This is a genomic window from Cloacibacterium normanense (genome assembly GCF_002943105.1).
In the GTDB taxonomy this organism is placed as follows: domain Bacteria; phylum Bacteroidota; class Bacteroidia; order Flavobacteriales; family Weeksellaceae; genus Cloacibacterium.
This window is the reverse complement of sequence record NZ_PTPZ01000011.1, coordinates 19,270-41,595: the sequence shown is the minus strand read 5'-3', so window position 1 is coordinate 41,595 and position 22,326 is coordinate 19,270. Positions and strand designations below refer to the sequence as shown.

The window sequence follows — 22,326 nt, the reverse complement described above, 5'->3', positions numbered from 1 at the left end:
GGTTGCTCCGTTTTCTGCAAAAATGCGTTTCCGACCAAAGTGAGGAATTGCATTTTTGCCACTCAAATTTTCATTGGATAACTTTTACAGTTTTATAGGTTGAGATTGAAAATTTTTAAGATTTAGAAAAAACCCTCTATTTTCGGTCAATCCGTTGCGGAATAAATTCCATAAAAGAGAACTTCCCATTTGCGCCAAAGTAGAATTAACGAACAAATCTTGTTTTTCTAATGCTTCAGCCAAACTGCAACTTGGTGTATCATCTTCCGCTTCCGAAATCTTTAAAAGTTCTCCAAATTCATCAGTAATAAAAGGCAAATTGTCCACCGTTTCATATTTTTCAGAATTGGGTTGTTTGATATTTCCGATGGAAGAAAGTAAAACCTGTCCAGTAAATTGACTGTTACCAAAATCTATCCAATATTTGCATTGATTTCTGTAATGACTTTTATCCATTTTCAATTCATTTAAAATTTCTGCTATGTCAAAACGTGATTTTACACTATCCACACAAGAAATATAAATTTCTGATTTCATATTGCTTTTCAACTTCCCTAAACCATCTTTTTCAAATTTTTGAGTTTCAGCTTTCCAATTCGTTCCGAAAAATCGGTTAACACGATTGATTAATGCAACAGACTTGTATAATTCCAACTCACTTTCTGCGAATAATTGTCTGCCTAAATTCGCTTCGGTAATTACATCGTCATCCCATAATCTAACGAATAAACCGGCATGATTCAATTCCGTTAAAGCATGGTTCATTCTAGCCAATGCAGTTAAAACTTGTGAACCTGTCCCTCCTGCTCCAATTAAATTAACTGTAACAGGATTTGTTGGATTGTTTAAAGCATTGTCTGTAAAATGGACTTTGGCTTTGATTTCTCTATTTTTATTTTTTCCTGAGTTCATTATAGTAAATTTTTTAAAGTTATGTTTGCTTTTTTTAAGGCTTCTTTTGGAAATGGTTTATCAACATTGATTAGGCTTTTCCACAGGTTTACACAATTCCCTTTTATTGGATTGTGTTCATTCATCAAATGGCTGAAATAAGAATTAAAAAAATAATCTTCCCAATTTTTTATAAATTCTTCTAAAGAAGTAGAGTTTTGAATATGAACATCCACCGTTCCCATACAAACATTTCCATTTTCATACACATTGAAAAACGGAGCATAAAAAAGCGGTGTTTTTTCTGTTGGTCTTTGATTACTTGAAAGTGCAAAAATCTTAAGACTTCGTTTATTAGCAAACCATAACATTGCAGGTACATCTGCCCTTCCGTTTGAAATTTCTAAATTTTCTGTAAAATAGAGATGTTGTTTCCTTGGTTTCGTAAACCATAAAACTGAACCATTTTCACTTGGATTGATTTGAAGAATATTTGTGGGTAAAATTCCTTTCGGTTTTAGAAAATCTTTACTTTTTTCTTTTAGTGTTTTTGTGTCAAGTGCTTTTACCAATGTTTTTGCTTCTTTCTCTGTCAAAGGGTGTGCGTTGATAGGAATTCCGTTTTCATCCATATCAAAATATTCTACATAAGTTTCTATAATTCTTTCATTGGTTTGGTAGAAAACTAATGCGGATGTAGGGTGGTAAAGTGTACCAAAATCTTGGGTAATATCTTTCATTTTCAAATTATTTAAAAGTTGCTCAGAATGCAAATCAGTTCTTCAATCAAGGGAAATAATCTATTTTCAAAATCGAGGTTATTATTTGTGATAATATTTCCATAAAATTTTTTAATGAGTGTAGGCTCTTCCATAATAGTACATTCCTGGAACTCGGAGTTTACTGTTTCAAAAAGCGTTTGAAATAGTAATCCTTTATCATCGGCACAAAAAGAAACGTATTTGTCCATTGATACAATGGAATCACTCTCATAACCCATTTCTTCTGTATGAGATTGCAAGTTTTGATAAATAGAAGCATTTGGATATTGCTCATAAAGAAAAAATATTTTTCTTGCCAACATGAAACAATCATTATCAAATTTGTCTTTGCATTCAAAGATTTTTAAATAGTCTTTAAATCGAGTTAAATTATGATGATTGTATATCTTTTGCTCCATAAAATCTCCTATTTGTTCCGCTTGTTTAAATTCAGACAAGTAAGTGAGGATTTCTTCGTTTTCATCATCAGAAGTGAGCCATTCTTCAACCATTTCGTACATCCAAAATAAGTAACTATCCTGTTTTCGATAATAAGGGACTTTAGCCAAATGATACAGATAAGAGCAAACGGATTGTAAAAGTTGTACGGACTGTTTCCGTTTTGAATTTTTAGATAGTCGGTACAGCGGAACTATAGGAATATAATATAAAATTGCTCCAGTATTGAATCGTTCCTCGCTTGTAAAAATGGTTTTTCCTTTTTCTTCAATCAATTTAATTTCTTCCCAATCTTTGACTTTATTTTTCAGTTGATTCTGAATATCATCTATAGCTATTGTAATATTGTAAGGATAGCCCAAATATTTTGTTATCATTGGACTCAAACCATAATGTTTAGCCAATTGGGAAAGAGATTGATAAAAATCTCTTTCCGTTTTGGTGTTTTTTCTTTGAATTTGGGTTCTACTTTGCTTATCTGACGCCAATTTATGAACCTTATTTTCCATTAATTTTGGAAGAAAAGTACATTTTAGAAAACCATTGGAAGTTGATTTATGGGAACTGATTTCCGTTTGTCTTTCCGAATTTCCGAAGCGTTTTTGCTCTGTTTCATCCACTCTGTAAAATCTCCTAATTGCCGGTGTAGCCGTTTTTGCTTTTGTCTTTCGAGAAGTTTTACTTTTCCCGATATAATTTTTCGTTGCATTCATTTTTATTTAGGTTGTCAGTTATCGGTTGATGATTGTCAGCTTTTAGTTATAAATTCTGTCAACACAAAACCATCATCTAAAATTTAACCCTTTGTTCCCATTACACTTTCAAAATTATATTGAACTTTATCGTCTTTAATTTGTGGTGCAGAAACTTTGGCGGTGGTTAGAATTGGATAAGTATTGGCGTAAAAATTCATTACAGCTTCTACACTCCATTTTGGTTCGGGGTCTGGTAATTTTATTTCCTGTCCGTTTTCTTTGAGTATAAAAACTCTTTCTAATTGAGTTGCGAGTAACATATTTTAGTATTTAGAGGTTAGAAATAAGATTTTAGAGATTAGATTTAGGATTGATTTTCATTAAAAAGACTTGGAGCGAAGTGTCTTTCATATTCGTCTTGCTTTTTACGGATATTTTCTGCAAACTCGGGATATTCAGAAACCTTTGGTAAAGACGACCACGCTTCTTTATATCTACCCTCTTTCTCCAATTCTTCGGCTTTTTGGAATGCTTCTTTATATTTCTTCTCTTTTGCTTCTTTTTCCTTTTTCTCTCTGTCGGATTTTTCTTTTTCCATAGCAGATTTCTTTTTGCCTTCTTCAAGTTGTTTCATGAAATTTTCCATATCCACCATTAATCCCGATGCGGTTTGTAGTGGTGTAGAAATACTCTCAAAAAATCCGTTATCTAATTCTTCCGCTGTTCCTCGAAGATTAAGTGGCGGAATGATTTTTCTCGCTTCGTCTCCGCATTGCTCGTTGTTGAGCATTATGGAAAGGACAAAACGATTTTCTTTTGTTGGTCTAAGTATTATTTGTAAATCGCCTGTAAGATTCATATTGGCGAGTTGTCTAAAAAAATTGGTTTGCATAATTTTATTTTTTTGTTTTTCTTTCTTTTTGAAATTTTATTTTAAGTAGCTTTTCATAAATATCCGTCCAGTATAGATTGAGCTTTTTGTCTAATTCTGAAAAACCATTGTTTTTGTGTTCATATTGTTTGTATCGTTTGGTTATTTGAATTGCTTTATTGAGGTCGGCAATTTCAATAGTACACCCATTAATATCAATGATTTTCATAATTTTCAATTTTCCTTTTCAGTAAGATTTCTAAGATTTCGTAATCACTTTTATATTTTTCTTCCTCGAAAAAATAAGTGTCTGTTTCTTCGTGATAATCATATTGTTCAAAGTCTTCCTCTTCTAAACAAATTTCCTTGAGTTCGTTGTTGGAATAGACTGTAACGCCATAGATTTGATTGCCTATTTCTTCATAATGGTAGATGAAATCCACTTTATAATATTCGGCAATGAGTAATAGGATTTCTGTATTGGGTGACCATCTTGTTTGGTAATTGAAGTTGCAACCGACATTTTCCAACGAGACATCAAAAAAATATCCTTTATTTTTATCTGAAATAAACTCGGGAAGTTGTCCACCGCTTTCTTTATTTTCACGGAGTTGCATTTTTATAAACTCTAATCTCACTTGTTCTAAAGCAGTATCGTTGCCCTCAAAAGCAACCGAATTGCTACACCAATTTGCCATAATTTTTAATTTTTTAAAAGTTCAGTTTGTTCATAAATATATGTTCCACTTGTTTTTAGCGGTTCTTTCCCCTCTGTCAATCGGACTTCAGAATGAAATATTTTAGAAAGTATTCTCGCATAACGTATAGCAGTCGTTCTGTCACAATGGGTTTTATAATACACATCTATATGTTCCCATTCTCTCTTTTCATTTCGGTGTCTTAATTGAAAATTAAATTGTGTTTCCATAATTTTGAAAATAATTAAAATGGTAAATCGTCATCAGTTTCATCTGAAAATGGATTGCTATTGTTATTTTGTGGACTTGCTGTCGGTTCATTATTCAATTCAGATTTTTGTTTTCCACCATGCAATTTGATGTTTGAAGTATGGAAGTTTAGTCCAGACTTTATTTCTCCGTCTTTTCCTATCCATGCACTACTGCTTATTCTTCCTGATAATTCGACCAAAGTACCTTTGGTTAGAAATTCTGCTATTTTAGTATTTATCCAATAAGAGCAGTTGTAATAAGTAGTTTGCTCTTTTCGTTCACCTTGTTTGGTTTTGTAGCTATCATTAATAGCAATTGAGAAATTCACGACTTTTTTGTCATTTTTCAAAGTGTTGATTTTTGCATTTTGGGTAATTCTCCCTACGATAGTGTTCATAATATTTTGATTTTATTTGTTAAATTCTGTCTGTTATTGATTGTCATTTTTGAGTGAATTGATTAGGTATCGAGGACACTCGGTTTTTCTTTTTTTACTAAAGTTTGAAAAAAGTATTCTTCATAGTTTTTTTAATTTTTCTAATGATTTTAAAGAGCGACTGCTTTTGAATTGATTCGTACAACTGAGGTTCTGGCTTTTTCTTTGCCGATTGATCATAGGAAAGTATTAGGCACACAAAACCCGATTCAATTCCTGTAATTACTTACAAGTTTTGAATCGGGCTAGAAATCTTTTTGTCCGAAGGATTTAGGAGTGTCTGAAAAATTATTGAAACTTGTAGAAAGAATTTTTATAGAAACCCAAAAAGATTTTTTTGAGTGAATGATGCTGTCCTACATTTGCAATAGTAAAAAGCCAAACCGTAGTTGGAAGCGATTTGGCAGATGTTTTTTGATTAGAAAAAATTAAAAGAATATTCAAAGGTTTGACTTTAATCCAATCGAAAAAATATTTCTATAAAGTTTAAAAAAAGTGGTATATGGTTTGATATTATAAAAATACATATATTTGTATTGTGAAACAGCGTGTTAACATATCAACTATTTTTCCAAAATATCTTTTTTGGGACATGGATTATACAAAACTTAATCTTAATAAAGATAAAGATATTATAATCCCAAGAGCGATGTATGCCACAACTGCTGATTCATTTGAAAAAGACATCCAAAAATTGGAAAAGCTCTATTCTAAAGATGATATTCTGTTTTATCTTAAAAACACCAAGGAACTTGTAAGTAATCAAGTATGTTTAATGGTTTCCAAAAGATATAAGAAAGCTTCATTTATGCGATTTAACAAAGCACGAATGCGGTAAGTTCTGTTTTTCACAATACCATTCATTTAAGTCTTTAAAATTGTGATAAATCCAGGAACAATCTTCTACATTTTTGTATTGATTTTGAAGTTTTTCTTTAAACGATTTTCCATTGGAATCATTATCAAGAAATAGTGATATCTTCTCATACTTTTTCAATTCATCCTTTGCTTTAAAAAGCATTGCTGTAGAATTGAGAATAAGATAATCTGAATTAATATTTTCTTTTTTTTCTAAATTCCTAAAAGTCAAATAATCGAAGAAACCCTCAAAAACCAGAATTTCATTAGAAATATTTAACTCATTTTTTATTAAAGTCACATCCTTTTTACCCAAACATATTTTAGAATATTTATTTCGGATTTCAATTCCTCCTGAATTATTGAAAAAACCAATTCCGAAATATTTTTTACCATTCAATTCATACTCAATTTCTTTCACTAAATCTTTTTGTTCATATACTTTTCGAGATTTTAAATATTGAATTAAAGCAGGATGTTGAATTTCACGAACCATGATAATTTTATATTTTTTTTCGTGTAATGTTTCTTCACTTTGAAGTTTATTATAATTAGAAAAATCAAATTTTTCTAAATATCTCAGCGCTTCAGAAATTGAACATAGATTCATTTGTTGAACAATTGAAATCACATCATAACTTTTTCCCGTTCCAAAATCAAACGCTTTATTTTTAGCAAAGTCAACCGACAAACTAGGAATTTTTTCTTCTCTGTCGAGCGCAAAATAAAACGCCGTATTTCTGTTTTCTTTTACAGGAAATAAATTGAACGATTCTAAAACCATTCTTATACTTATTTTTTCTTTTATTTCTTCACAATTCATTTTTCCTTTTTTAGAGCACATTTTTTATTCACATTTTCCTTTTTAATAAAAAAAGACTTTTTAATTATTTTACATTACTTTTAATGAAGCTCCGAATCGACTTTTAGAAAGGGATTTGAGCTCTTTTTTTGGTGAGTGCAATTCCGAATTCTGGTGAGTGCAATTCAGAGAAAGGAGTGAGTACCATTCCGAAAACTTCCTTAATTATGGTGAGTGCGATTCCGAATTCATTTTTTAATTCTGTTTTAATATTCTTAATTATTCGCGATTTTTGATGTTTTTAGATATTTTTAAAACGCTTTAAATGTTTGAGTGAGTATCATTCCGAATTCTAGATTAAAAAATCTGATATTTTAATAATTTTTAACATCAGTGAGTACAATTCCGAATTATTGGTGAGTACAATTCCGAAATCATACAATTATTGGATAACCATTCGGAAATAGTTTTCCCATTTTTGTAGACTGATAGATTTGAATGATTAGTTCTTGAATTTCATATAAAAATTTCTTTCCTTGAAATATTGTTGATTTTATTCTTTTTAATCGGTTAATTCTAATAAACTCTCTGAAGGCTTTTTCTATTAATTCTCTGGTTTGGGGAATGTTTCTATACTGATGAGAAAACTGCAGGATTTGATTTTCTTCCAAACCATATCTTTTCTTGAAATAGATTAATCTTCGGGTAATTTTTTCAGCAGGGACAGCATTTGTTTCACTTGAGTCCAATGGATTTTTTATATTGATTGATAAATTGTCATTCAAAGACAAATTAGATAAAAAAGGAATAATAAAAATTGAATCTTTTTGGTAAGTATAATTGAACGAAAGTGTATTGAATGTATTTAAACTAATCCTTACGGGTTTTAAAAATTTAAAACAAAAATCCTTAGTTGTTTTATAGTTCAATCCAAACTTTTTGTTGAGAGTAGAAAGTTTCAAAACCGTTCCATTTTTAGGCAATTTTGAAAGCCAAATGGCAAATATAATATGTTTGTTGTTACGTACATTGTAAACCAAATTATACAAAACATAGTTATATTCAGGAATTACCATTAGTTTTTTTAACCAATAACTACTGACTAGAAAAGTTGTATAACCTCTTTTATCGTAACTGGGTGTAGAAATCAATCCGCCGAAAGTTTTAATTTCTTTTCCTTTAGAATTCACAGATTTATACCAACCCATTTTGAATTTTGCAAGAAACTCATAAGCCTGTATAACTTGTTTTGTCGATCCGCTTGGAGAAATCCTGCTATTTTTAATTTTTATAGAAGCAAAAATGTTGTTTTCTGTTTCAAATTCTTCATCGAAAAGAGAAAGTTGTTTTGGTCGGTCTTGCGGTCGGAACTGTTCGTTACTAATAATGGAAATAATGTTAAATATAACACGAAGTGCATTAATTGGAATATCCGCTGCTTCAGAATCATCAAAAATAAAATCATCTACAAATTGGTTTCCCAATCTTATCCTATCGGAAATCACTTCTTTTTTATTTTCAAATACTTTACGGATAAGCCGTAAATCTTTTTCCGAAACCGCCATAATTCGTTCAGTCTTTTGGAGAAATTAAATTGATTAGAATATTATTCAGATTTGACAGATTTTTATAACAGTCTTATTTTTTCACTTTTCAGGGTTTTAGAACCTTCGTTTAGACTGTAATATTTATAAATATTTATCCCTTCACATTGAAAAACCCTTTTTTCGACTTTCCCGAAATTCGATAATCTTACTTTTTGGATGCCTTTGTATTCTGCCAACATTCCATTGATGCTTACTTTTTGCCCAGGTTTTAAATCAGATATTTTCATTGTTTTGTTTTTATTGTTTATAGATTAGTTTTTTGAAGTTTATCTCTTATATTTTGAAGTTTATATTTTTTTGAAATTTGTTTTAACAATTAATTCTTTAAGATTCTGGACGTTTTATATTTGGTATATTTTGCAACAAAGAAGTATTTTCTACATTCGAATTTTTCAGATAAGGCAAAGTACTTTTTAATGTAGATTTCCAATTACTAATAGGACGATTAGAGGTGTTTTTCCAACCGTTATTGTTCCAAGTTTCGTATTTTTCACTAATACTTAAATCCAATTCGCGCTCGTAGCACTCCAATGATCTTGCATATTCCATAAATTCATCCAAAGAAGGAATTTTTCTATTTTTAAGGTTTTGTAGTTCCTGCTCCTGTTCTTCTTCCCGTTCATACTTTTGTATATATTTCAGCTCAAATTTTTGTTTTTGGGATAATTCTGGAGAAATCTTTCCATCGTTATTAATTTCAATTTCTTGTAATACTTGAAGTGTATTTGGAGTAGAAAGAAATATTTCAGGAGAAATTATTGAAGTTTTTGATTTTCGAGGTTTTTCAACATTTGTGCTTTCTTCTATTTTGATTGACTTTTCAGCATCAATTTTAAAGGAATAATTTAGCAACAAACGGTAATGACAAGGAACTCCATTTTTACATTGAAACAAGATTAAGCCTAATTGTTTGAGTTTCTCTTTTGTTGATTTTATCGTTTTTCGGGTAAGTCCTAAATCTTTTCCCAATTTAACATCAGAAATTTTAAAATCATAACGATCATTATCGTATCCAATTTTCAGCAAATAGAAATACAAAGAAATCTCTGTAGGACTAACTTTAGTTGTTTTATTAAACTCCCAAAAACGTTGTATTAATTCTAGATAATACATCTTATTTTTTGGCAAAAAGTTGTAATGCCTTTTCTTTATCTATAATAATGATATTCCCATTTTGAATAATGGCTTTATCCAATATTCCAGTAGATTTTATTTCAGATGCTTTTGAAACAGAACATCCAAGAATTTTCGCCAAGCCTTTGAGGCCATATTCATATTTACTTTCTGTGCTCAAATTTTTAGAAATTGCTAAAAACTCTTCAACAGTAAGCTTCCAAATGGGAGTTTTGGGATCTATCTTTTTCATTTAATATTATTTTACTCTTTATTAAATTGAGCTAGCTTTCATTCCACAGAGCGAGCCTTCTGTTTTATAAATCCAATTCCTTGCTGCAGCCCTCCAATTCTTCATCAATTTTTTATCACTTCGTTTCCATTGGCGAGATTCATAGAAAGAGTAAAACTCATTTGCCTCAAAAGAAGGCAAATCCTTTTCATTAAAGTATAATTCAACTTCGTTAAATTTCGGAATAGAAAAGATATTTTTCATTTCTGAAAAGCAATTTTGTTCTTGAACTGATTGTATTTCTAATACTTTATTGTTTCCCAAATCCCTAATTTCAATCAGGCTACCTTTATAGGAATTATAATTCGGGCAGTAATTGATATAACCTGCGTGATGCAATTCTCGAATACATTTATGATAAGTCGCAAAAGATTTGATTTTACTTAATTTCATTAGCTCTTTTCGACAAATACGGAAAGGAGTTCTAAATTCGTTAATTCTCCATAATTGAATAAGAGAAACATACATGCTTATATGAGAGGGGAGCAAACAATTATCCTGAATGACACTATCAAAAAAGCTATTTATATTTGTTGTATATTTCATCATTACTAATTACTAATTACTAATTAATTATTAATGCTTTTGCTCCATTAATAGCTTTTGTATGTCATTATAATTGTAATATAATGTACCTCCTATCTTGCTACAAGATAAAGTCCCATTAACTCTTAAATTTTGCAAAGTCCCAGAAGATATATTCAGAAGTGACTTGACTTCTGAGGTTCGTAACCACAACTTTTGCTCAGTTGTTTTTTGTTTTATTAATTGTTCAATTCCTTCTAGGAGTTCAGTTTTAAATTGCTGAAGATCCTCTTTTGTAATAATTGATATTGACATAATTGAAAATTTGTTTTATTTGACAAAGTTTCAAAATCCAAAAAAAAATCCTTCGGTAGTTTTTCGTTACTACCGAAAGATTTCACTGTACATCCTATCAAAAGGAATTAATCATTAACCCAATAATTAAATTTTAACTAATAGGTCACAGTTTAGTACTAAATTGGAAGAGTCTGTAATGAATTTGATTACAGCGTTGCAAAATAATTCGTTTTTACACTCTTAAAGATTAGGTAAATTTATTATTCATCCAAATCACTCAGATATTGATCCATATTTTGGGTGAGCAATGACAAAAACTTAGTTCTGTCAGTTTTTCTAAGTCGAATTTCACTTAAAGTCTTATGATAATTACCTAAACTGATATGTAAAGAATTTTCAGCCCAACGAAAGATTTCAGCAAGGTCAGCATGACCAGCGTTAAAACATTTCGTCTGATGAAGCGAATATAATAATTCAATCAAGGCGACTTTTGGTGCTGTCCATTCCATATTCTGCATTTGAGTGATCGAGTTTTTCCTAACTTCTTTTGAATCAATTTTATCGGTTAAGTATTGGTCTAAAAGGTCATTTGCAAGAATTTGAGAAACAATATGGTCATGAGATGTTGAAAAACCTTCATCATAACTATACAGTTCAGGGCTGAGTTTCAGTTTGAAATCAAATTTGAAACGAATAAAATATTTTTTATCAAGGTAGGTTGACTTCCTACGATAGTAGCTAATAAATTCTTTTTGTTCGTTATAAAAATAGAGAAGATTTCCTCTTTCGTTTTCATAATATGCTTTTAATGCATGAGCATCAGCATAAGGCTTGGAAGCTTCAATTGCCAAAACCTTAGAATAGTAAATATAAATTGCCACGAATTGTGGTTTTGTTTTTTTGAAAAAAAAAATCTCATCACTCCAATCCAGAAACTTATATTGTTTTAATAAGTCCTTCAGCTTTCTAATAGTAAGATCTGTTTCCATTAGAATTTCTTCCGCGCGAATGACAATATCATTATCACTTCTGTTGATTTGATCTACCGATGAGGTAAGTTCCTTCCATAGTTGATCTACTTTTTTTCTGAAATTTTCTCGATTCATACGTCTATTTTTAGTTAATATCATTTTTAACGTAAAAACCGGGCTGTTGGTAAAATTTCAGAATTCTTTCAATTCCTCTTTTCTCTTTCTGATAAAATCACCTGGTCTCATACCAGTAATTTCCATAAAATGTTTTGAAAAAATTTGTCTGTGTGACATTCCACATTCTTCAGCCAGACTATCAATGGAATAATTAAGGTATTTGTTGTTTTCCAATAGTAGGTTGGTAATGTATTTAATGCGTAAAATTTTTAAATACATTGTAAATGTCATCTGATAATGTTCATTGAGAACATATGATAAATGAGTCCGGTTACTTCCAATCATTTTAGCAACGGTTGAAAGCGTTAGGTTTTTCTTTAAAAACAGTTTTTCTTTTTCAAAAAGTTCCAGCTTAGCCTTGACATCATCAATAATTTCTTGACTGTATAAGTTTTTCTCTTTTAAAGAAACAATAGATGCATCTTTAAAAGTATCATTTTTCTCAGGGCTATTCAATTTTTTGAGTAATTCTCGATACTTGGAAGTAATTTCATTTTCTCTCTTTCTAGAATTCCTGAATTTCCAAATTGAAAAACTTAGTAATAAAAAGGCACTGCCCATTGAAAAATATAAAAACATAAGACCGTTCTTATGTTGACTTTCCAATTGCTTCTTCTCTTTCAGTAATGTACTCGTGTCATATTCCCGGTGAATTTTTGACGATAGCAAAGCAAAATCAGCATTAATGATAGAATCTGCTTTTAACAGTTGATTGGTATAGTAGAGTTGTTTTTCTTTATTTTGGCTCTGTTTTGCATCCTTAATTAGATATTCATAACTTTCTCTTATCTCAGGAGTAATAAACCAAAATTTACGAACCAATGAATCTGTTTTATTTAGATACTTTAATGATTCTGTTCTACTTCCTCTCTGCCAGTACAACTTCCCCAAATAGAAATACACCGTATTCAATGATGCATCATCCTGATTATGACTTAAAATATCCTTTGCAAGTATAAAATGCTCTAATGCCTCTCCTGATCTTCCTTCTCTTAAGAGTTGAATGCCTTTACCTTTATGAAAATAACCATACTCTATGGAAAACTCATTTGTATCTTTTAGTCTTTCCAGCCCGATAGTAATCAGGGAGTCTTCTTTACGAAATAAACGCAAATTTCTATAACAGGTACTTAAGCGATAAATACTATTGAAATATCCAGATTCATTATTGAGTTTAAGATTCGGATGAGAATTTTCTGATATTTTGCTCTCAAAATAATGAGCAGTATTTTCAAAATGTTTGGATGCTTCCTCGTAATACCCCAAATAGCTTTTAACCATCCCTAAATGATAAGTTATTTTATTTTTCAGATACTCATCTTTTGAATCTTCTGAAAATTTATATGCTTTGAGATATTGAACCAAAGCTGGTTTATACTGCCTTCGGTTATAATAGTAAATAATTCCTTTTCCAAGATAAGCTCTGGAAATCTGGTCTTTATCATTGTACTTTATAGCAGTGACAATACAACTGTCTGCAAAAGATAATTTCCGGTCAATATTTTTTGTATAATAAATTGCTTCCTCATACCCCTCAATCATTTTTTTTAAATTTTGTTCACTCTTTGCTTTATGAATATACCTATTAACAAAAACCATTGCCCTATCATCATTTTCTGGATAAGACTCAAATAAGCCATAAATTTTTTTGTAAGATTCTTTGTAATATTTCCCCTGTCGTTCCTGACCTTGTACCGACAACAAAATCAAATTAAGAATAATCAATAATAATTTATTATTACGGAACATAATTTAAAAATAAGCTCAAATTTAATAAAAATCATCAATTAAATTATTTCTTTTAGCATTTACATGCAATCCTTTACACTACCAATTGATTTTCAATGCTGTAATAGTTTTTTTTAATAGGATTAATGTATCAATTATTCCCAATGAATTGATACATCAGTCCCAGTAAAGTTTTTTTCAGTCCTCAAACCCCTATAATTTAGCCATAAGAATTCTAATAAAAACCGGCCGGGATAACTTTTTAAAACCTTTATTAAAAATTATGAAAAAGTATATCTCACTTTTAAGTATAGCATCTGCATTCCTTATGCAGTCATGTGAAAGATCCGATTCTGATGTAAAAATTACTCAACAAAGGAATCAAAACATGAAAACTTTGAGCCATAAAAAAACTGTTAAAATTGAAGAGACCAATGCTACCGCAACAAGCGAAACAGACACTAAGGATGATGAACCTAAAAGAGACAAACAGCATTGGAGAATTATAAAGGATACCATCTTATAATTTAAAGTAATCTTATTTAAACTTTAAAAGCAAATGGAATGGAAAAGCAAAAAGTAGTTCTAGTCACTGGAAAGAAATGTACTGTTAGTGGAGAATGGGAAGTTGAGGGCACAATTAGTACAGTTGTTTACATCTCAAAAGGAGAAACTATGCCTGCATATTGTGGAAAGAGTGTAAAATGGATTTTAATTAGAAAAGGATAATAAAGCGATGCATCACATAAAAGCAAATTTCAAAGCCTTCATTAGCTATTTTTTTATATTGTTGTTCTGCTATGCAGCAATCAGTAAAATAATGGATTTTGAAAAATTTCAGATTCAGATGAAAGATTCACCATTATTAACTCCATTTTCAGAATTCCTACCACTTTTTATTATTGTAATTGAACTTTTTTTGGTAGGATTGTTATGTTATCAGAAAACTCAAAATATAGGTTTTTTAGGAAGTTTTATCTTAATGCTCATTTTCACAGTATATATTGGCATAATGCTCGTCACCTCTGAAAATCTTCCTTGTTCTTGTGGTGGAATTTTAGAAAAAATGAGTTGGACTCAGCATTTGTATTTCAATATAGGATGTACCATTCTTATTGCCTTTGCTTTAGTTCTCAATAAAAAATACAATAGGCCTGTAGATAAAGATAGAAACCATAGTTAACTGTGGAAGACTCGACTGAACGTTAGTTTTTTTGTTTAACCTTAAAATTAGACCGTCGAAAGCGGTTTAATCATCCGAGAATTTAAATGTATTTATTAACAACCATTTGTTTGAGAATACTAATTCTCAAACAGGTTTCTAAAGTTTTTAAGGTAATCTTTTTTGATGTATAAAAAGACCAATATCATGAACATTAAATCATTTTTAAAAACCAATGCTTTGGCAATTATGGCACTCTTATTTGCAGGAAGCATTATGTCATTTAAATTAGCTGAAAACAATACAGCAGACCAAAATTTCTACTACATTAGTGAAGATATGAGCGAAGGAGCTTTTCACGATGTAAACAATTGGACAACTGCTTTAACAGGAAGCACAGGATGTGTTACTACAGGAGAAAGACCGTGTAAAGTAATTGTACCAGACGGAAGTTCTCTTAGCACTGTTCTTGGTTCTAAAACCAATGCTCAGGTATTAGACATCTCTATTCAGAGAAAATTAGAACCTTAGGTTTCAATTTCTTTAAAAATGTTAGGGTGGAAAAATATTTCCACCCTAATTTTTTTAATTTTTTATCTTGGATTCTGAGGCATCCCTGTCTGTTTGATAATATCCTCTGGAATGGCAATAGCATAACGAGGGTCATTGGGAGGTAGTGTATAGGTCTGTCCACTTATTGTTCTGGTGAGGGTTATTGCATCTCCATCACGATTATAGCGTTTGATATCCGCCCAACGTAGTCCTCTAAACAAAAGTTCCTTTTTTCTTTCTTCTTTGATGATTCGTAAAGCATCTTCTTTCGTACTTGCTGTAAAAGGAATAAAAGTTCCTGTCTTCCATCTCTTCACTAAAAGTTCATTTAATTTAGACATTGCATTGCTCACCTCATTTAGTTGAGCATAACTTTCTGCTGCTATCAAATAAAGTTCGTCTTTAGCCAATACAGATGAACGCTGTGAGGTGCCTGTATAGTTTCCTTTGAACAAAATTTGTCCACTGGCGTTTGTTCTGAAAAATGCCGTTTTCCTCAAGTCATTAGTATCATAAGACTGATATAAAGACAATGGAATTTTTGCGGTATTACTTGATAAAATAGGAGAATAACCAATAGTCGTTGGCAGCAGCACTTCAATATTCATCTCTTTTATCGGATAAGAACTCGAGGTAATCAGTGTATTAAAATCCAACAATTGTCCATTAATTGCTAATGCCTCATTCGCATACTTCAACGCATTGGAATAATCTCCCATATACAAATAAGTCCTTGCCAAAAGTCCTAATGCTGTAGCTTTTGATGCTCTGGTTACTGCGATTTGTTTTTCAGGTAAGAGGTAAACTGCGGTATGCAAATCTTCCAATATCTGTTGATAGGTTTCTTGTAAGGTAGCTCTAACAGACTTCTGGTTAACATCAGGATTTAAACGAAGCGGTAAACCCAAATCGGTGTTAGCGGTATTTTTGTTGAATGCTACACACCAAATTTGTGCTGCTTCCAAATAAATAGATGCTCTTATGGCTAAAGCCTGACCTTTTACATTCTCCGAATTGCTGATTTCATATTGCTCAAGATTGTTGAGAACGGTATTGCAAATATTGATTCTAAAATAGCAACTTCCCCAATCATTACCTGTGGCTCGTGCTACTAAATTAGGTTGCCAAGTATAAAGACGCTTATCTGCTTCGTAGCTAACTCCATTGTAATCACTATCGGTAATATAAATCTCATCCGATGAGATTTGTCCACTGATGCTATTGCTAGCCAACACATTGGCAATTCGGTCTAAAAGAGCTTGATTATCTTTTAGTGTTTCTGGAACCACCAACTTTGTATCTGATTTTTCATCTAATAAATCTGAACACCCCGTATTTAAAAATAAAAACACGAGTCCTACTAATAGTATTATTTTATTATTCATCATCTTATTTCTTATTTAATGATTTATGATTCAAGTTATATTTAAAATTGAGCACGAAGCCCAAACGAATAGGTAGTCACTGGTTTTAAGGAATAAGTTCCCCAGTTGTAATCAGGGTCTATTCCCGATTTATTGGCTTTCCATAGCATTCCTAAATTGCTAACAGAACAATATATGTGTAAACTTTTCATCGCAATGCCTTTCAGTTGGGCATTTTTGAATTGATAGCCAACATTAATATATTGCAAACGGATATGGTCTCCTTTTTCCACCAATACCGAGGAACCGTTATAGAAAGCATCTCTTGCAGAATTAGAGGTATATGGATTTGCGGGAACATGAGTCATGAGTTCATCACCAGGTTTCTGCCATCTGTTCTCATAATCGCTGTGCCCATCCCTACTGCTGATAAGGTTAGTATAATTAATAGAACTTCTTCTGAACCAATATCCGAATTTATAGGTGATGCCTATATCCAAGTTCAACTGCATATAACTCAATGAATTGATAAAAGAACCAAAACTGGTAGGAATAGCAGAACCAAAGTATTGTAAATCTTCAATTCCTCTGTCAGAGGAAGTGATTTCTGAATAATTTTTGCTGATTTCACCGTTTAGGTAACCTCTAGGAGCTCCTGTTTCGGGGTCAAGCCCAGCCCATTTGTAGGCAAAAACGGAATAAACAGGTAGTCCAATAACTCCTGAAATAGGAGCGGTAGAGCCTGATTGGGTAACAAAATCACTGGCAAAAGTAGTAGGAAGATAATAATCGGTTACTTCATCTTTATAGGTGCTGAAATTGATGATACTGTTCCATTTGAATGCTTTATCAATATTCTTAGTATTGAGTACCACATCTATCCCGTTGCCTTTCATTCCTGCCACATTCCATAGCATGGTAGTGACTCCAGTCGTATAATCGATAGGAGCTAGCCCAAAAAGGTTGCTTCCTTTTTTGTTGTAAAATTCTAGCGAACCCGTTATACGATTGTTTTTTGTAGCAAAATCAATTCCAACATTAATCATTCTCATCATCTCCCAGCGCAATTGGGGATTAAAATACTGGTCTATTCTAGCCATCGGTTCTCCTGTATAAACAGATACATCAGGGTCATAGGCAACAGTGGTCACCGCAACCATTGCGGGGTCTATATTTCCGTTGAAACCATAAGAGCCTCTTAACTTGATACTAGGAAGCCATTTTACCTTATAAAAGTCTTCATTGGATATATTCCATGCCAAACCTGCTGACCAAAACGGATTCCACTGGTCATTTGTGGTAAGTCCGAAAAGATTACTGGCATCTCTTCTCATACTTCCTGACACGACATATTTCTTATCAAAGGTATAGGCAGCATTGGCAAAAAAGGATAAAAAATTCAGATGGGTTTCCCTCAATGACATATTTTTTTCGATAAAATTATTATCTCCTGTCACAAAATGAGGATATGGACGGGTATAGTCTACAACCCCTACAGACCTATCATACGAGTTGTAACCATAATAGCGATTATTCTCATAATTGGTAACTGTTTCTCTTATTTCTCCTCCTGCTAATGCTGAGATACTATGTTTTCCAAAAATCTTATTGTAATTGAGTTGTCCTCTAAAGTTATTAATGGAAGTTTGACTATTTCCTTGAGTTAGGATTCCTCCCTTAGGAATGATGAACTTAATGCTTCCATCTTGATTTTTCTGGGCGAAACTGTTAATTAAATATCTTCCATTATAGCTTTGCTCATCATATAGGGTTGAACTTTGCCCATTCACTCGCTGATACTGATATTTCACATCTGCTTCTAATCCTTTAAACAATTTGTAATTAATACCAGTATTGATGATGATTTCATAGGTATTATTCTTTGAAACATTATGCTGCCAATCGGTAAGGGGATAGTAATTCCAGTCTAATAATCCGCTTCCTTGTAAACTATTTTTATAATTCTGGTCAAAAATAGAGTTGACGACTAGAGGATTACCTTGTTCATCTGCAAATTCCAGATAAGGAATTTTCCAATTCCCTTTTATCGTCACCGAATTATATGCACTTCTTCCACTTTTAGAACTGGTATTGGTAAAATAAACTCCCGTAGTTATGGTTACCTTTTCAAATGGGCGCCATGTGGTCTGAAATCTGGTATTTAATCTTTGGTATTTTTCTTCAAGGTTTCCGATATTATCATCATAACCTATGAATGACGTCCACGCTAATTGAGGGGTACCTCCAGATATGTTTAATGCATATTGCTTGTTTTCCATCGGCAGATACATATATTTTCTGTACTGGTCTCTTACATCTATTGTTCGCAATCGGTCAATCTGTTTTCTAGCTTCATCTTGCGTAATTATTCCTTGCCTTTCTTTATTCAACAAATCTACTACTGGGGTGAGTACAGGATGATTGGGTGAGTTGATATCACTGTCATAATAGCCTTTCTTAAAAAGCTCCATTTCTACATCTATAAAATCTGTGCTTCTCATTTGGCGACTATATCCCAAATCTGGCCTTGAGCTTACAGTGGTATTTGCGGAAAATTCTAAGGAGAATGGCTGATTGAATTTTGAGTTTTTTGTGGTAATGACAATGACACCATTGGCGGCTCTTGCTCCCCAAATGCTAGATGCGGCGGCATCTTTCAATACGGTAATATTTTCTACCATATTGGGATTGATACGGCTTAAATCTCCTTCATAAGGGAAATTATCCAGAATAATCAAAGGGCTTTTAGGACCTTTTAAAGTACTCAGTCCTCTTATCATCAGTTGTCCATTATCACTCAATCCTTTACTTTCGGTTAATCCGCTCATAATGGAGGTAAGTCTGTCCATGATATTGGTACTCACCTGCTGTTGCAAAAGTTTTCCATCTGCTGATGAGAAAGAACCCGTTGCTCTTTCTTTAGGAATTTTTTGGTATCCGTTAGAGAGTACTACTTCTTGTATTTCTTTTACATTCAATGATAAATACAATACAAGTGGTTTTTGCACAGGAAGTTGTAGGCTTTGTTCTCGGCTGTTGTACTCTTCACCAGATAGATGTAGGGTTACAGCTTTTGAATTGTTTCCACTTATGGAAAGTACAAAACGTCCTTCCCCATCTGTAAAAGTGGTGGTTTTTGTTTGTGGAATTCCTACACGGATTCCGACAAGGGGTTTTTCTGTTGTAGCATCTAGCACTACTCCACTAATCTTTTGTTGTGCCATTATTCCTATGCTGCAACAGAGCACAGGTAAAATCAAAATTTTCTTCATGTTTTTTTAATTTGTTCTTTTGTTGTTGATGGTATTATTTGTCTTTAATCACAAGCATCAAGATTGCTCGTTCTTCCTCTTCCAATGCGAGGTCATATTGGGCTAATTCTTTCTGAAGAGTTTTAATGTCATTTACATTTGAAAAGCGCAAATCTACTTTTCCTTTATATCCTGTTTCATCAATGACAGGTAGAGCGGTGATGTTCTTGTTAACATTAAGTGCTGAGAGCATATAATCCAAAGTAGCGTTTTGCAACACCGATGGTGTTTTTAGAAATTTATTTACAAAAACACCTCCTTTTGTGGCGATTTTATCTTTTCCAGAAGTGCGTTTCAGTACAAGGCATTGTGTTACTATTTTCTCTAAACTTACTGTGTAAGGCGTATTTTCATTGATAAAACGGAGCATTTTGCTGTACAAGGAATCTGCTTGGCTTTTTGGAACTATAAAATCTATGCTGTATAATTTGGCGTCGGTTTCTTTACTGGTGATATTGGTATTGAAATCTATATTTTCAGGTTGTTGAATGGTATTTAACATTCGTTTTTCACTTAAAACATCCCCTCTTTGCTCAAAAAGTTCATAACCTATTGCTCTATATATTTCCAAAAGAGATTTATTCGTGAACTGCCTGCCGTAGGTCTTGCCTTTATCCCTATGAAACCATGTTCCGAAATCTAACGCTCTGATTCTGCCTTTTGAAAGAAAAGCAAAGGATTGCAATTCGGTTTCCATTTCGGTATCGTAGTTTTCAGAAAGCATGAGTGGTCGGGTTTTATCGATTTGAGTCACCGTCTGTAATGAGGATTTCTTGTTTCCGAGTATTTCTGAAATCGAGGTTTCTGTTACCTGTTCTGCATCTGTGGTATTGAGTAGTTTACCGTTTTTAATCCATACGATATAGGGCACGCCTTTGTGTGGGAAGAGCTGATGAAAGATTTTATCCCCTGCTACGGAAACCACTTGTTTATAGCGCTGACCGTTTTTAGTGGCAAAGAATTTTTCTAGGGTTGGACGGTCCTGGTTGCTGACTGGGATAATTTTTATTTTGTCGCCAAATTGTTTTTGGAGTTCTTCCATTTTCGGAAAGTTGACCAAACAACTGCTGCACCAAGTAGCCCAAAAGTCAAGTAGGATGAGCTTTTCTTTATCCTGATTAAGAGTCATTGTTTTCTGTGAATGGTTGACCAATTGTAAGGGAGTAGACCAAATGCTTTCTGGGAGCGCCTCTCCTATTTTAAGGGATTTAGTCTGGGCAAAACTCGTGGTTGCGGCCACTATAGTAAATACTAGGGACAAGAATCCCCTGCAAAAAATATTTTTCATATTTTTGAATAGGTTTTTAATTAAGTTTAAGAACTGTAAATGCTCTTTCTGCGTGGTCGCCAAACTTTTGCGGAAAGGGCTTTTTTAATTGAGTTTTTCTATGGTTTGTGGTTTTGTGGACTGTCTGTTTCTTGGTTTTAGGTTTTTAGTTAACCTCTAAGAGAGGAAGAATACCAAAAGATAGCCTCCCTCTGCAAAGTGGTCTGAATTTAATATGAATGATGAAATGTCCCGTGAAAGCTAATAAGCCGCAATGGTGCGCTGCCATTGTATCCGTCTCTCTGATACTGTATCTTGAAAAATTGCTTAGTGTAAAGGATGCGGACGGCATAAAAAGAAAACGGCATGGAACTCTACATTATCCGATTCGGGGTACTGGTATACCTTACATGCAGATAAGAGAGCCCACGCCTAGGTCGTGAGCTTTTTACTTATCCTCTCGCATGTTAAAAATTACCAGTTTTCGAATCGAGATTCTAAGCAATAGCTTCTAATATTTTGTTGAAGTATCGCAAAATTACATCATTGGATGTAATGTTTTTACAAATATAATAAAAAATATTTATTTGTAGGTTTATTCAACTACAAATTTTTATTAAAAACTCCTCAAATTGCTTATTCATTGTTAATTCTAATGGATAAAATTGAATTTCGAATAGCATTTGGTAAGAATGTTGAAAAATATAGAAAAAAACTTGGTCTAAGTTATAGAGAACTAGCCCAAAAGTGTGATGTTGACCATAGCAATATAAGCAAAATTGAGAAAGGAGAAGTTGATTTAAGAATCTCAACTATACAAGAATTAGCAAAAGGTTTAAGAGTTCATCCAAAAGAATTGTTTGATATTGTTTTTGAAGATTATTATTCTGGTCTTTAATAATAGAATCTTATGATAGAAAATCCCTATAGCAACAAAAATGGAGAAAATATATTAAATCTGGTCTGTCATAATGTGTGTACATAAGCATTTCGCTATCTGTATCTTGAATTTTGATTTTTAGCGTCTAAATAGCCTTAACAATAAAATAAACCTCACTTAAAGAGATTAATAGAGATTCTATTTATATGATTTTTGAATATTGTTTTGAAAATTGGGAGCCGCACTTCAATTACGTCTGTTCTAGCTATCGTTCTTATCCACTGTACCTTTAAACCATTATCGTTATTGAGTTTAACTACCTTTTTCGTTTTCGTTTTGGACCCTTTGGCTGCGTAT

Annotated in this window: 27 protein-coding genes; 6 read left to right on the top strand and 21 right to left on the bottom strand. The window is 32.2% G+C overall.

Annotated elements, in window-relative coordinates:
• Positions 1–84: 84 nt before the first annotated feature.
• From C3729_RS12955 to C3729_RS12915, 9 genes are all read right to left on the bottom strand, one after another.
• Entirely contained in the window at positions 85–912 is an 828-nt protein-coding gene (locus C3729_RS12955; RefSeq protein ID WP_104794543.1) for a PRTRC system ThiF family protein, read from the bottom strand.
• Complete coding sequence (locus tag C3729_RS12950) at positions 912–1,631, bottom strand: PRTRC system protein B (RefSeq protein ID WP_104794542.1); 720 nt, start codon at positions 1,629–1,631, stop codon at positions 912–914. Before C3729_RS12950 ends, C3729_RS12955 begins: the two co-directional genes overlap by 1 nt.
• 11 nt (positions 1,632–1,642) lie before the next feature.
• Positions 1,643–2,824, bottom strand: coding sequence for a hypothetical protein (locus C3729_RS12945; RefSeq protein ID WP_104794541.1), 1,182 nt, complete (start codon positions 2,822–2,824; stop codon positions 1,643–1,645).
• Positions 2,825–2,907: 83 nt separating this feature from the next.
• Positions 2,908–3,126: a PRTRC system protein C gene (locus C3729_RS12940; protein WP_104794540.1), complete on the bottom strand. Its 219-nt coding sequence runs from the start codon at positions 3,124–3,126 to the stop codon at positions 2,908–2,910.
• Between the two features lie 44 nt (positions 3,127–3,170).
• Complete coding sequence (locus C3729_RS12935; RefSeq protein WP_104794539.1) at positions 3,171–3,698, bottom strand: prtrc system protein e; 528 nt, start codon at positions 3,696–3,698, stop codon at positions 3,171–3,173.
• 4 nt (positions 3,699–3,702) lie between these two features.
• Positions 3,703–3,906: a hypothetical protein gene (locus C3729_RS12930; protein ID WP_104794538.1), complete on the bottom strand. Its 204-nt coding sequence runs from the start codon at positions 3,904–3,906 to the stop codon at positions 3,703–3,705.
• Positions 3,893–4,375 (bottom strand): hypothetical protein, encoded by a 483-nt coding sequence (locus C3729_RS12925; protein ID WP_104794537.1) that lies wholly within the window; start codon positions 4,373–4,375, stop codon positions 3,893–3,895. Before C3729_RS12925 ends, C3729_RS12930 begins: the two co-directional genes overlap by 14 nt.
• A 5-nt stretch (positions 4,376–4,380) precedes the next feature.
• Positions 4,381–4,605 (bottom strand): hypothetical protein, encoded by a 225-nt coding sequence (locus C3729_RS12920; RefSeq protein WP_104794536.1) that lies wholly within the window; start codon positions 4,603–4,605, stop codon positions 4,381–4,383.
• Positions 4,606–4,619: 14 nt separating this feature from the next.
• On the bottom strand, positions 4,620–5,024 hold the full coding sequence (locus C3729_RS12915; RefSeq protein WP_104794535.1) for a single-stranded DNA-binding protein: 405 nt from the start codon (positions 5,022–5,024) through the stop codon (positions 4,620–4,622).
• Positions 5,025–5,601: 577 nt separating this feature from the next.
• On the opposite strand from C3729_RS12915, the gene C3729_RS13475 reads away from it, so the two are divergent.
• A complete protein-coding gene (locus C3729_RS13475) occupies positions 5,602–5,901 on the top strand; it encodes a DUF6922 domain-containing protein (protein ID WP_104794534.1) in 300 nt (99 codons plus the stop codon).
• On the opposite strand, the gene C3729_RS12905 is transcribed toward C3729_RS13475, so the two are convergent.
• The 9 genes from C3729_RS12905 to C3729_RS12865 form a co-directional block, all read right to left on the bottom strand.
• Positions 5,866–6,744 (bottom strand): toprim domain-containing protein, encoded by an 879-nt coding sequence (locus tag C3729_RS12905; RefSeq protein WP_104794556.1) that lies wholly within the window; start codon positions 6,742–6,744, stop codon positions 5,866–5,868. The two genes, C3729_RS13475 and C3729_RS12905, sit on opposite strands and share 36 nt — an antisense overlap.
• 413 nt (positions 6,745–7,157) lie before the next feature.
• On the bottom strand, positions 7,158–8,288 hold the full coding sequence (locus C3729_RS12900; RefSeq protein ID WP_104794533.1) for a hypothetical protein: 1,131 nt from the start codon (positions 8,286–8,288) through the stop codon (positions 7,158–7,160).
• 62 nt (positions 8,289–8,350) lie between these two features.
• Positions 8,351–8,557: a hypothetical protein gene (locus C3729_RS12895; RefSeq protein WP_104794532.1), complete on the bottom strand. Its 207-nt coding sequence runs from the start codon at positions 8,555–8,557 to the stop codon at positions 8,351–8,353.
• 97 nt (positions 8,558–8,654) lie between these two features.
• Positions 8,655–9,443 carry a hypothetical protein gene (locus tag C3729_RS12890; RefSeq protein WP_104794531.1) on the bottom strand — a complete coding sequence of 263 codons (789 nt, stop codon included), beginning with the start codon at positions 9,441–9,443 and terminating at the stop codon, positions 8,655–8,657.
• Position 9,444: 1 nt separating this feature from the next.
• Positions 9,445–9,696, bottom strand: coding sequence for a DUF3853 family protein (locus C3729_RS12885; RefSeq protein WP_104794530.1), 252 nt, complete (start codon positions 9,694–9,696; stop codon positions 9,445–9,447).
• 21 nt (positions 9,697–9,717) lie between these two features.
• Positions 9,718–10,284, bottom strand: coding sequence for a hypothetical protein (locus C3729_RS12880; RefSeq protein ID WP_260204530.1), 567 nt, complete (start codon positions 10,282–10,284; stop codon positions 9,718–9,720).
• Positions 10,285–10,311: 27 nt separating this feature from the next.
• Entirely contained in the window at positions 10,312–10,575 is a 264-nt protein-coding gene (locus C3729_RS12875) for a helix-turn-helix domain-containing protein (protein WP_104794528.1), read from the bottom strand.
• A 242-nt stretch (positions 10,576–10,817) separates the two neighbouring features.
• Entirely contained in the window at positions 10,818–11,663 is an 846-nt protein-coding gene (locus C3729_RS12870; protein ID WP_104794555.1) for an RteC domain-containing protein, read from the bottom strand.
• A 57-nt stretch (positions 11,664–11,720) separates the two neighbouring features.
• Positions 11,721–13,454: a helix-turn-helix domain-containing protein gene (locus tag C3729_RS12865; protein ID WP_104794527.1), complete on the bottom strand. Its 1,734-nt coding sequence runs from the start codon at positions 13,452–13,454 to the stop codon at positions 11,721–11,723.
• Positions 13,455–13,716: 262 nt separating this feature from the next.
• Between C3729_RS12865 and C3729_RS12860 the strand changes: the two genes are divergently transcribed.
• The 4 genes from C3729_RS12860 (at position 13,717) to C3729_RS12850 (ending at position 15,126) form a co-directional block, all read left to right on the top strand.
• The gene (locus C3729_RS12860) at positions 13,717–13,959 is read left to right on the top strand and encodes a hypothetical protein (RefSeq protein ID WP_104794526.1); all 243 of its coding nucleotides are present in this window, start codon (positions 13,717–13,719) and stop codon (positions 13,957–13,959) included.
• A 38-nt stretch (positions 13,960–13,997) separates the two neighbouring features.
• Positions 13,998–14,162: a hypothetical protein gene (locus tag C3729_RS13255; RefSeq protein ID WP_165785785.1), complete on the top strand. Its 165-nt coding sequence runs from the start codon at positions 13,998–14,000 to the stop codon at positions 14,160–14,162.
• 7 nt (positions 14,163–14,169) lie between these two features.
• On the top strand, positions 14,170–14,616 hold the full coding sequence (locus tag C3729_RS12855) for a MauE/DoxX family redox-associated membrane protein (RefSeq protein WP_123057196.1): 447 nt from the start codon (positions 14,170–14,172) through the stop codon (positions 14,614–14,616).
• A gap of 186 nt (positions 14,617–14,802) precedes the next feature.
• A complete protein-coding gene (locus tag C3729_RS12850; RefSeq protein WP_133159990.1) occupies positions 14,803–15,126 on the top strand; it encodes a hypothetical protein in 324 nt (107 codons plus the stop codon).
• A gap of 62 nt (positions 15,127–15,188) precedes the next feature.
• Here C3729_RS12850 and C3729_RS12845 read toward each other — a convergent pair whose 3' ends face one another.
• The 3 genes from C3729_RS12845 to C3729_RS12835 are packed head-to-tail and all read right to left on the bottom strand — an operon-like array spanning position 15,189 to position 21,062.
• On the bottom strand, positions 15,189–16,535 hold the full coding sequence (locus C3729_RS12845) for a RagB/SusD family nutrient uptake outer membrane protein (RefSeq protein WP_104794523.1): 1,347 nt from the start codon (positions 16,533–16,535) through the stop codon (positions 15,189–15,191).
• Between the two features lie 38 nt (positions 16,536–16,573).
• Positions 16,574–19,783, bottom strand: a complete 3,210-nt coding sequence (locus C3729_RS12840; RefSeq protein ID WP_104794522.1) for a SusC/RagA family TonB-linked outer membrane protein — start codon at positions 19,781–19,783, stop codon at positions 16,574–16,576.
• A 34-nt stretch (positions 19,784–19,817) separates the two neighbouring features.
• On the bottom strand, positions 19,818–21,062 hold the full coding sequence (locus tag C3729_RS12835; protein ID WP_165785783.1) for a TlpA family protein disulfide reductase: 1,245 nt from the start codon (positions 21,060–21,062) through the stop codon (positions 19,818–19,820).
• 682 nt (positions 21,063–21,744) lie between these two features.
• Here C3729_RS12835 and C3729_RS12825 point away from each other — a divergent pair.
• Positions 21,745–21,987, top strand: coding sequence for a helix-turn-helix domain-containing protein (locus C3729_RS12825; protein WP_104794519.1), 243 nt, complete (start codon positions 21,745–21,747; stop codon positions 21,985–21,987).
• The last annotated feature ends 339 nt before the right edge of the window (positions 21,988–22,326 follow it).

Excerpts from the sequence above, each read along its gene's own strand:
- C3729_RS12955 (WP_104794543.1), bottom strand. The coding sequence starts at position 912 with ATGAACTCAGGAAAAAATAAAAATAGAGAAATCAAAGCCAAAGTCCAT.
- C3729_RS12950 (WP_104794542.1), bottom strand. The coding sequence starts at position 1,631 with ATGAAAGATATTACCCAAGATTTTGGTACACTTTACCACCCTACATCC.
- C3729_RS12945 (WP_104794541.1), bottom strand. The coding sequence starts at position 2,824 with ATGAATGCAACGAAAAATTATATCGGGAAAAGTAAAACTTCTCGAAAG.
- C3729_RS12940 (WP_104794540.1), bottom strand. The coding sequence starts at position 3,126 with ATGTTACTCGCAACTCAATTAGAAAGAGTTTTTATACTCAAAGAAAAC.
- C3729_RS12935 (WP_104794539.1), bottom strand. The coding sequence starts at position 3,698 with ATGCAAACCAATTTTTTTAGACAACTCGCCAATATGAATCTTACAGGC.
- C3729_RS12930 (WP_104794538.1), bottom strand. The coding sequence starts at position 3,906 with ATGAAAATCATTGATATTAATGGGTGTACTATTGAAATTGCCGACCTC.
- C3729_RS12925 (WP_104794537.1), bottom strand. The coding sequence starts at position 4,375 with ATGGCAAATTGGTGTAGCAATTCGGTTGCTTTTGAGGGCAACGATACT.
- C3729_RS12920 (WP_104794536.1), bottom strand. The coding sequence starts at position 4,605 with ATGGAAACACAATTTAATTTTCAATTAAGACACCGAAATGAAAAGAGA.
- C3729_RS12915 (WP_104794535.1), bottom strand. The coding sequence starts at position 5,024 with ATGAACACTATCGTAGGGAGAATTACCCAAAATGCAAAAATCAACACT.
- C3729_RS12905 (WP_104794556.1), bottom strand. The coding sequence starts at position 6,744 with ATGAATTGTGAAGAAATAAAAGAAAAAATAAGTATAAGAATGGTTTTA.
- C3729_RS12900 (WP_104794533.1), bottom strand. The coding sequence starts at position 8,288 with ATGGCGGTTTCGGAAAAAGATTTACGGCTTATCCGTAAAGTATTTGAA.
- C3729_RS12895 (WP_104794532.1), bottom strand. The coding sequence starts at position 8,557 with ATGAAAATATCTGATTTAAAACCTGGGCAAAAAGTAAGCATCAATGGA.
- C3729_RS12890 (WP_104794531.1), bottom strand. The coding sequence starts at position 9,443 with ATGTATTATCTAGAATTAATACAACGTTTTTGGGAGTTTAATAAAACA.
- C3729_RS12885 (WP_104794530.1), bottom strand. The coding sequence starts at position 9,696 with ATGAAAAAGATAGATCCCAAAACTCCCATTTGGAAGCTTACTGTTGAA.
- C3729_RS12880 (WP_260204530.1), bottom strand. The coding sequence starts at position 10,284 with ATGATGAAATATACAACAAATATAAATAGCTTTTTTGATAGTGTCATT.
- C3729_RS12875 (WP_104794528.1), bottom strand. The coding sequence starts at position 10,575 with ATGTCAATATCAATTATTACAAAAGAGGATCTTCAGCAATTTAAAACT.
- C3729_RS12870 (WP_104794555.1), bottom strand. The coding sequence starts at position 11,663 with ATGAATCGAGAAAATTTCAGAAAAAAAGTAGATCAACTATGGAAGGAA.
- C3729_RS12865 (WP_104794527.1), bottom strand. The coding sequence starts at position 13,454 with ATGTTCCGTAATAATAAATTATTATTGATTATTCTTAATTTGATTTTG.
- C3729_RS12860 (WP_104794526.1), top strand. The coding sequence starts at position 13,717 with ATGAAAAAGTATATCTCACTTTTAAGTATAGCATCTGCATTCCTTATG.
- C3729_RS13255 (WP_165785785.1), top strand. The coding sequence starts at position 13,998 with ATGGAAAAGCAAAAAGTAGTTCTAGTCACTGGAAAGAAATGTACTGTT.
- C3729_RS12855 (WP_123057196.1), top strand. The coding sequence starts at position 14,170 with ATGCATCACATAAAAGCAAATTTCAAAGCCTTCATTAGCTATTTTTTT.
- C3729_RS12850 (WP_133159990.1), top strand. The coding sequence starts at position 14,803 with ATGAACATTAAATCATTTTTAAAAACCAATGCTTTGGCAATTATGGCA.
- C3729_RS12845 (WP_104794523.1), bottom strand. The coding sequence starts at position 16,535 with ATGATGAATAATAAAATAATACTATTAGTAGGACTCGTGTTTTTATTT.
- C3729_RS12840 (WP_104794522.1), bottom strand. The coding sequence starts at position 19,783 with ATGAAGAAAATTTTGATTTTACCTGTGCTCTGTTGCAGCATAGGAATA.
- C3729_RS12825 (WP_104794519.1), top strand. The coding sequence starts at position 21,745 with ATGGATAAAATTGAATTTCGAATAGCATTTGGTAAGAATGTTGAAAAA.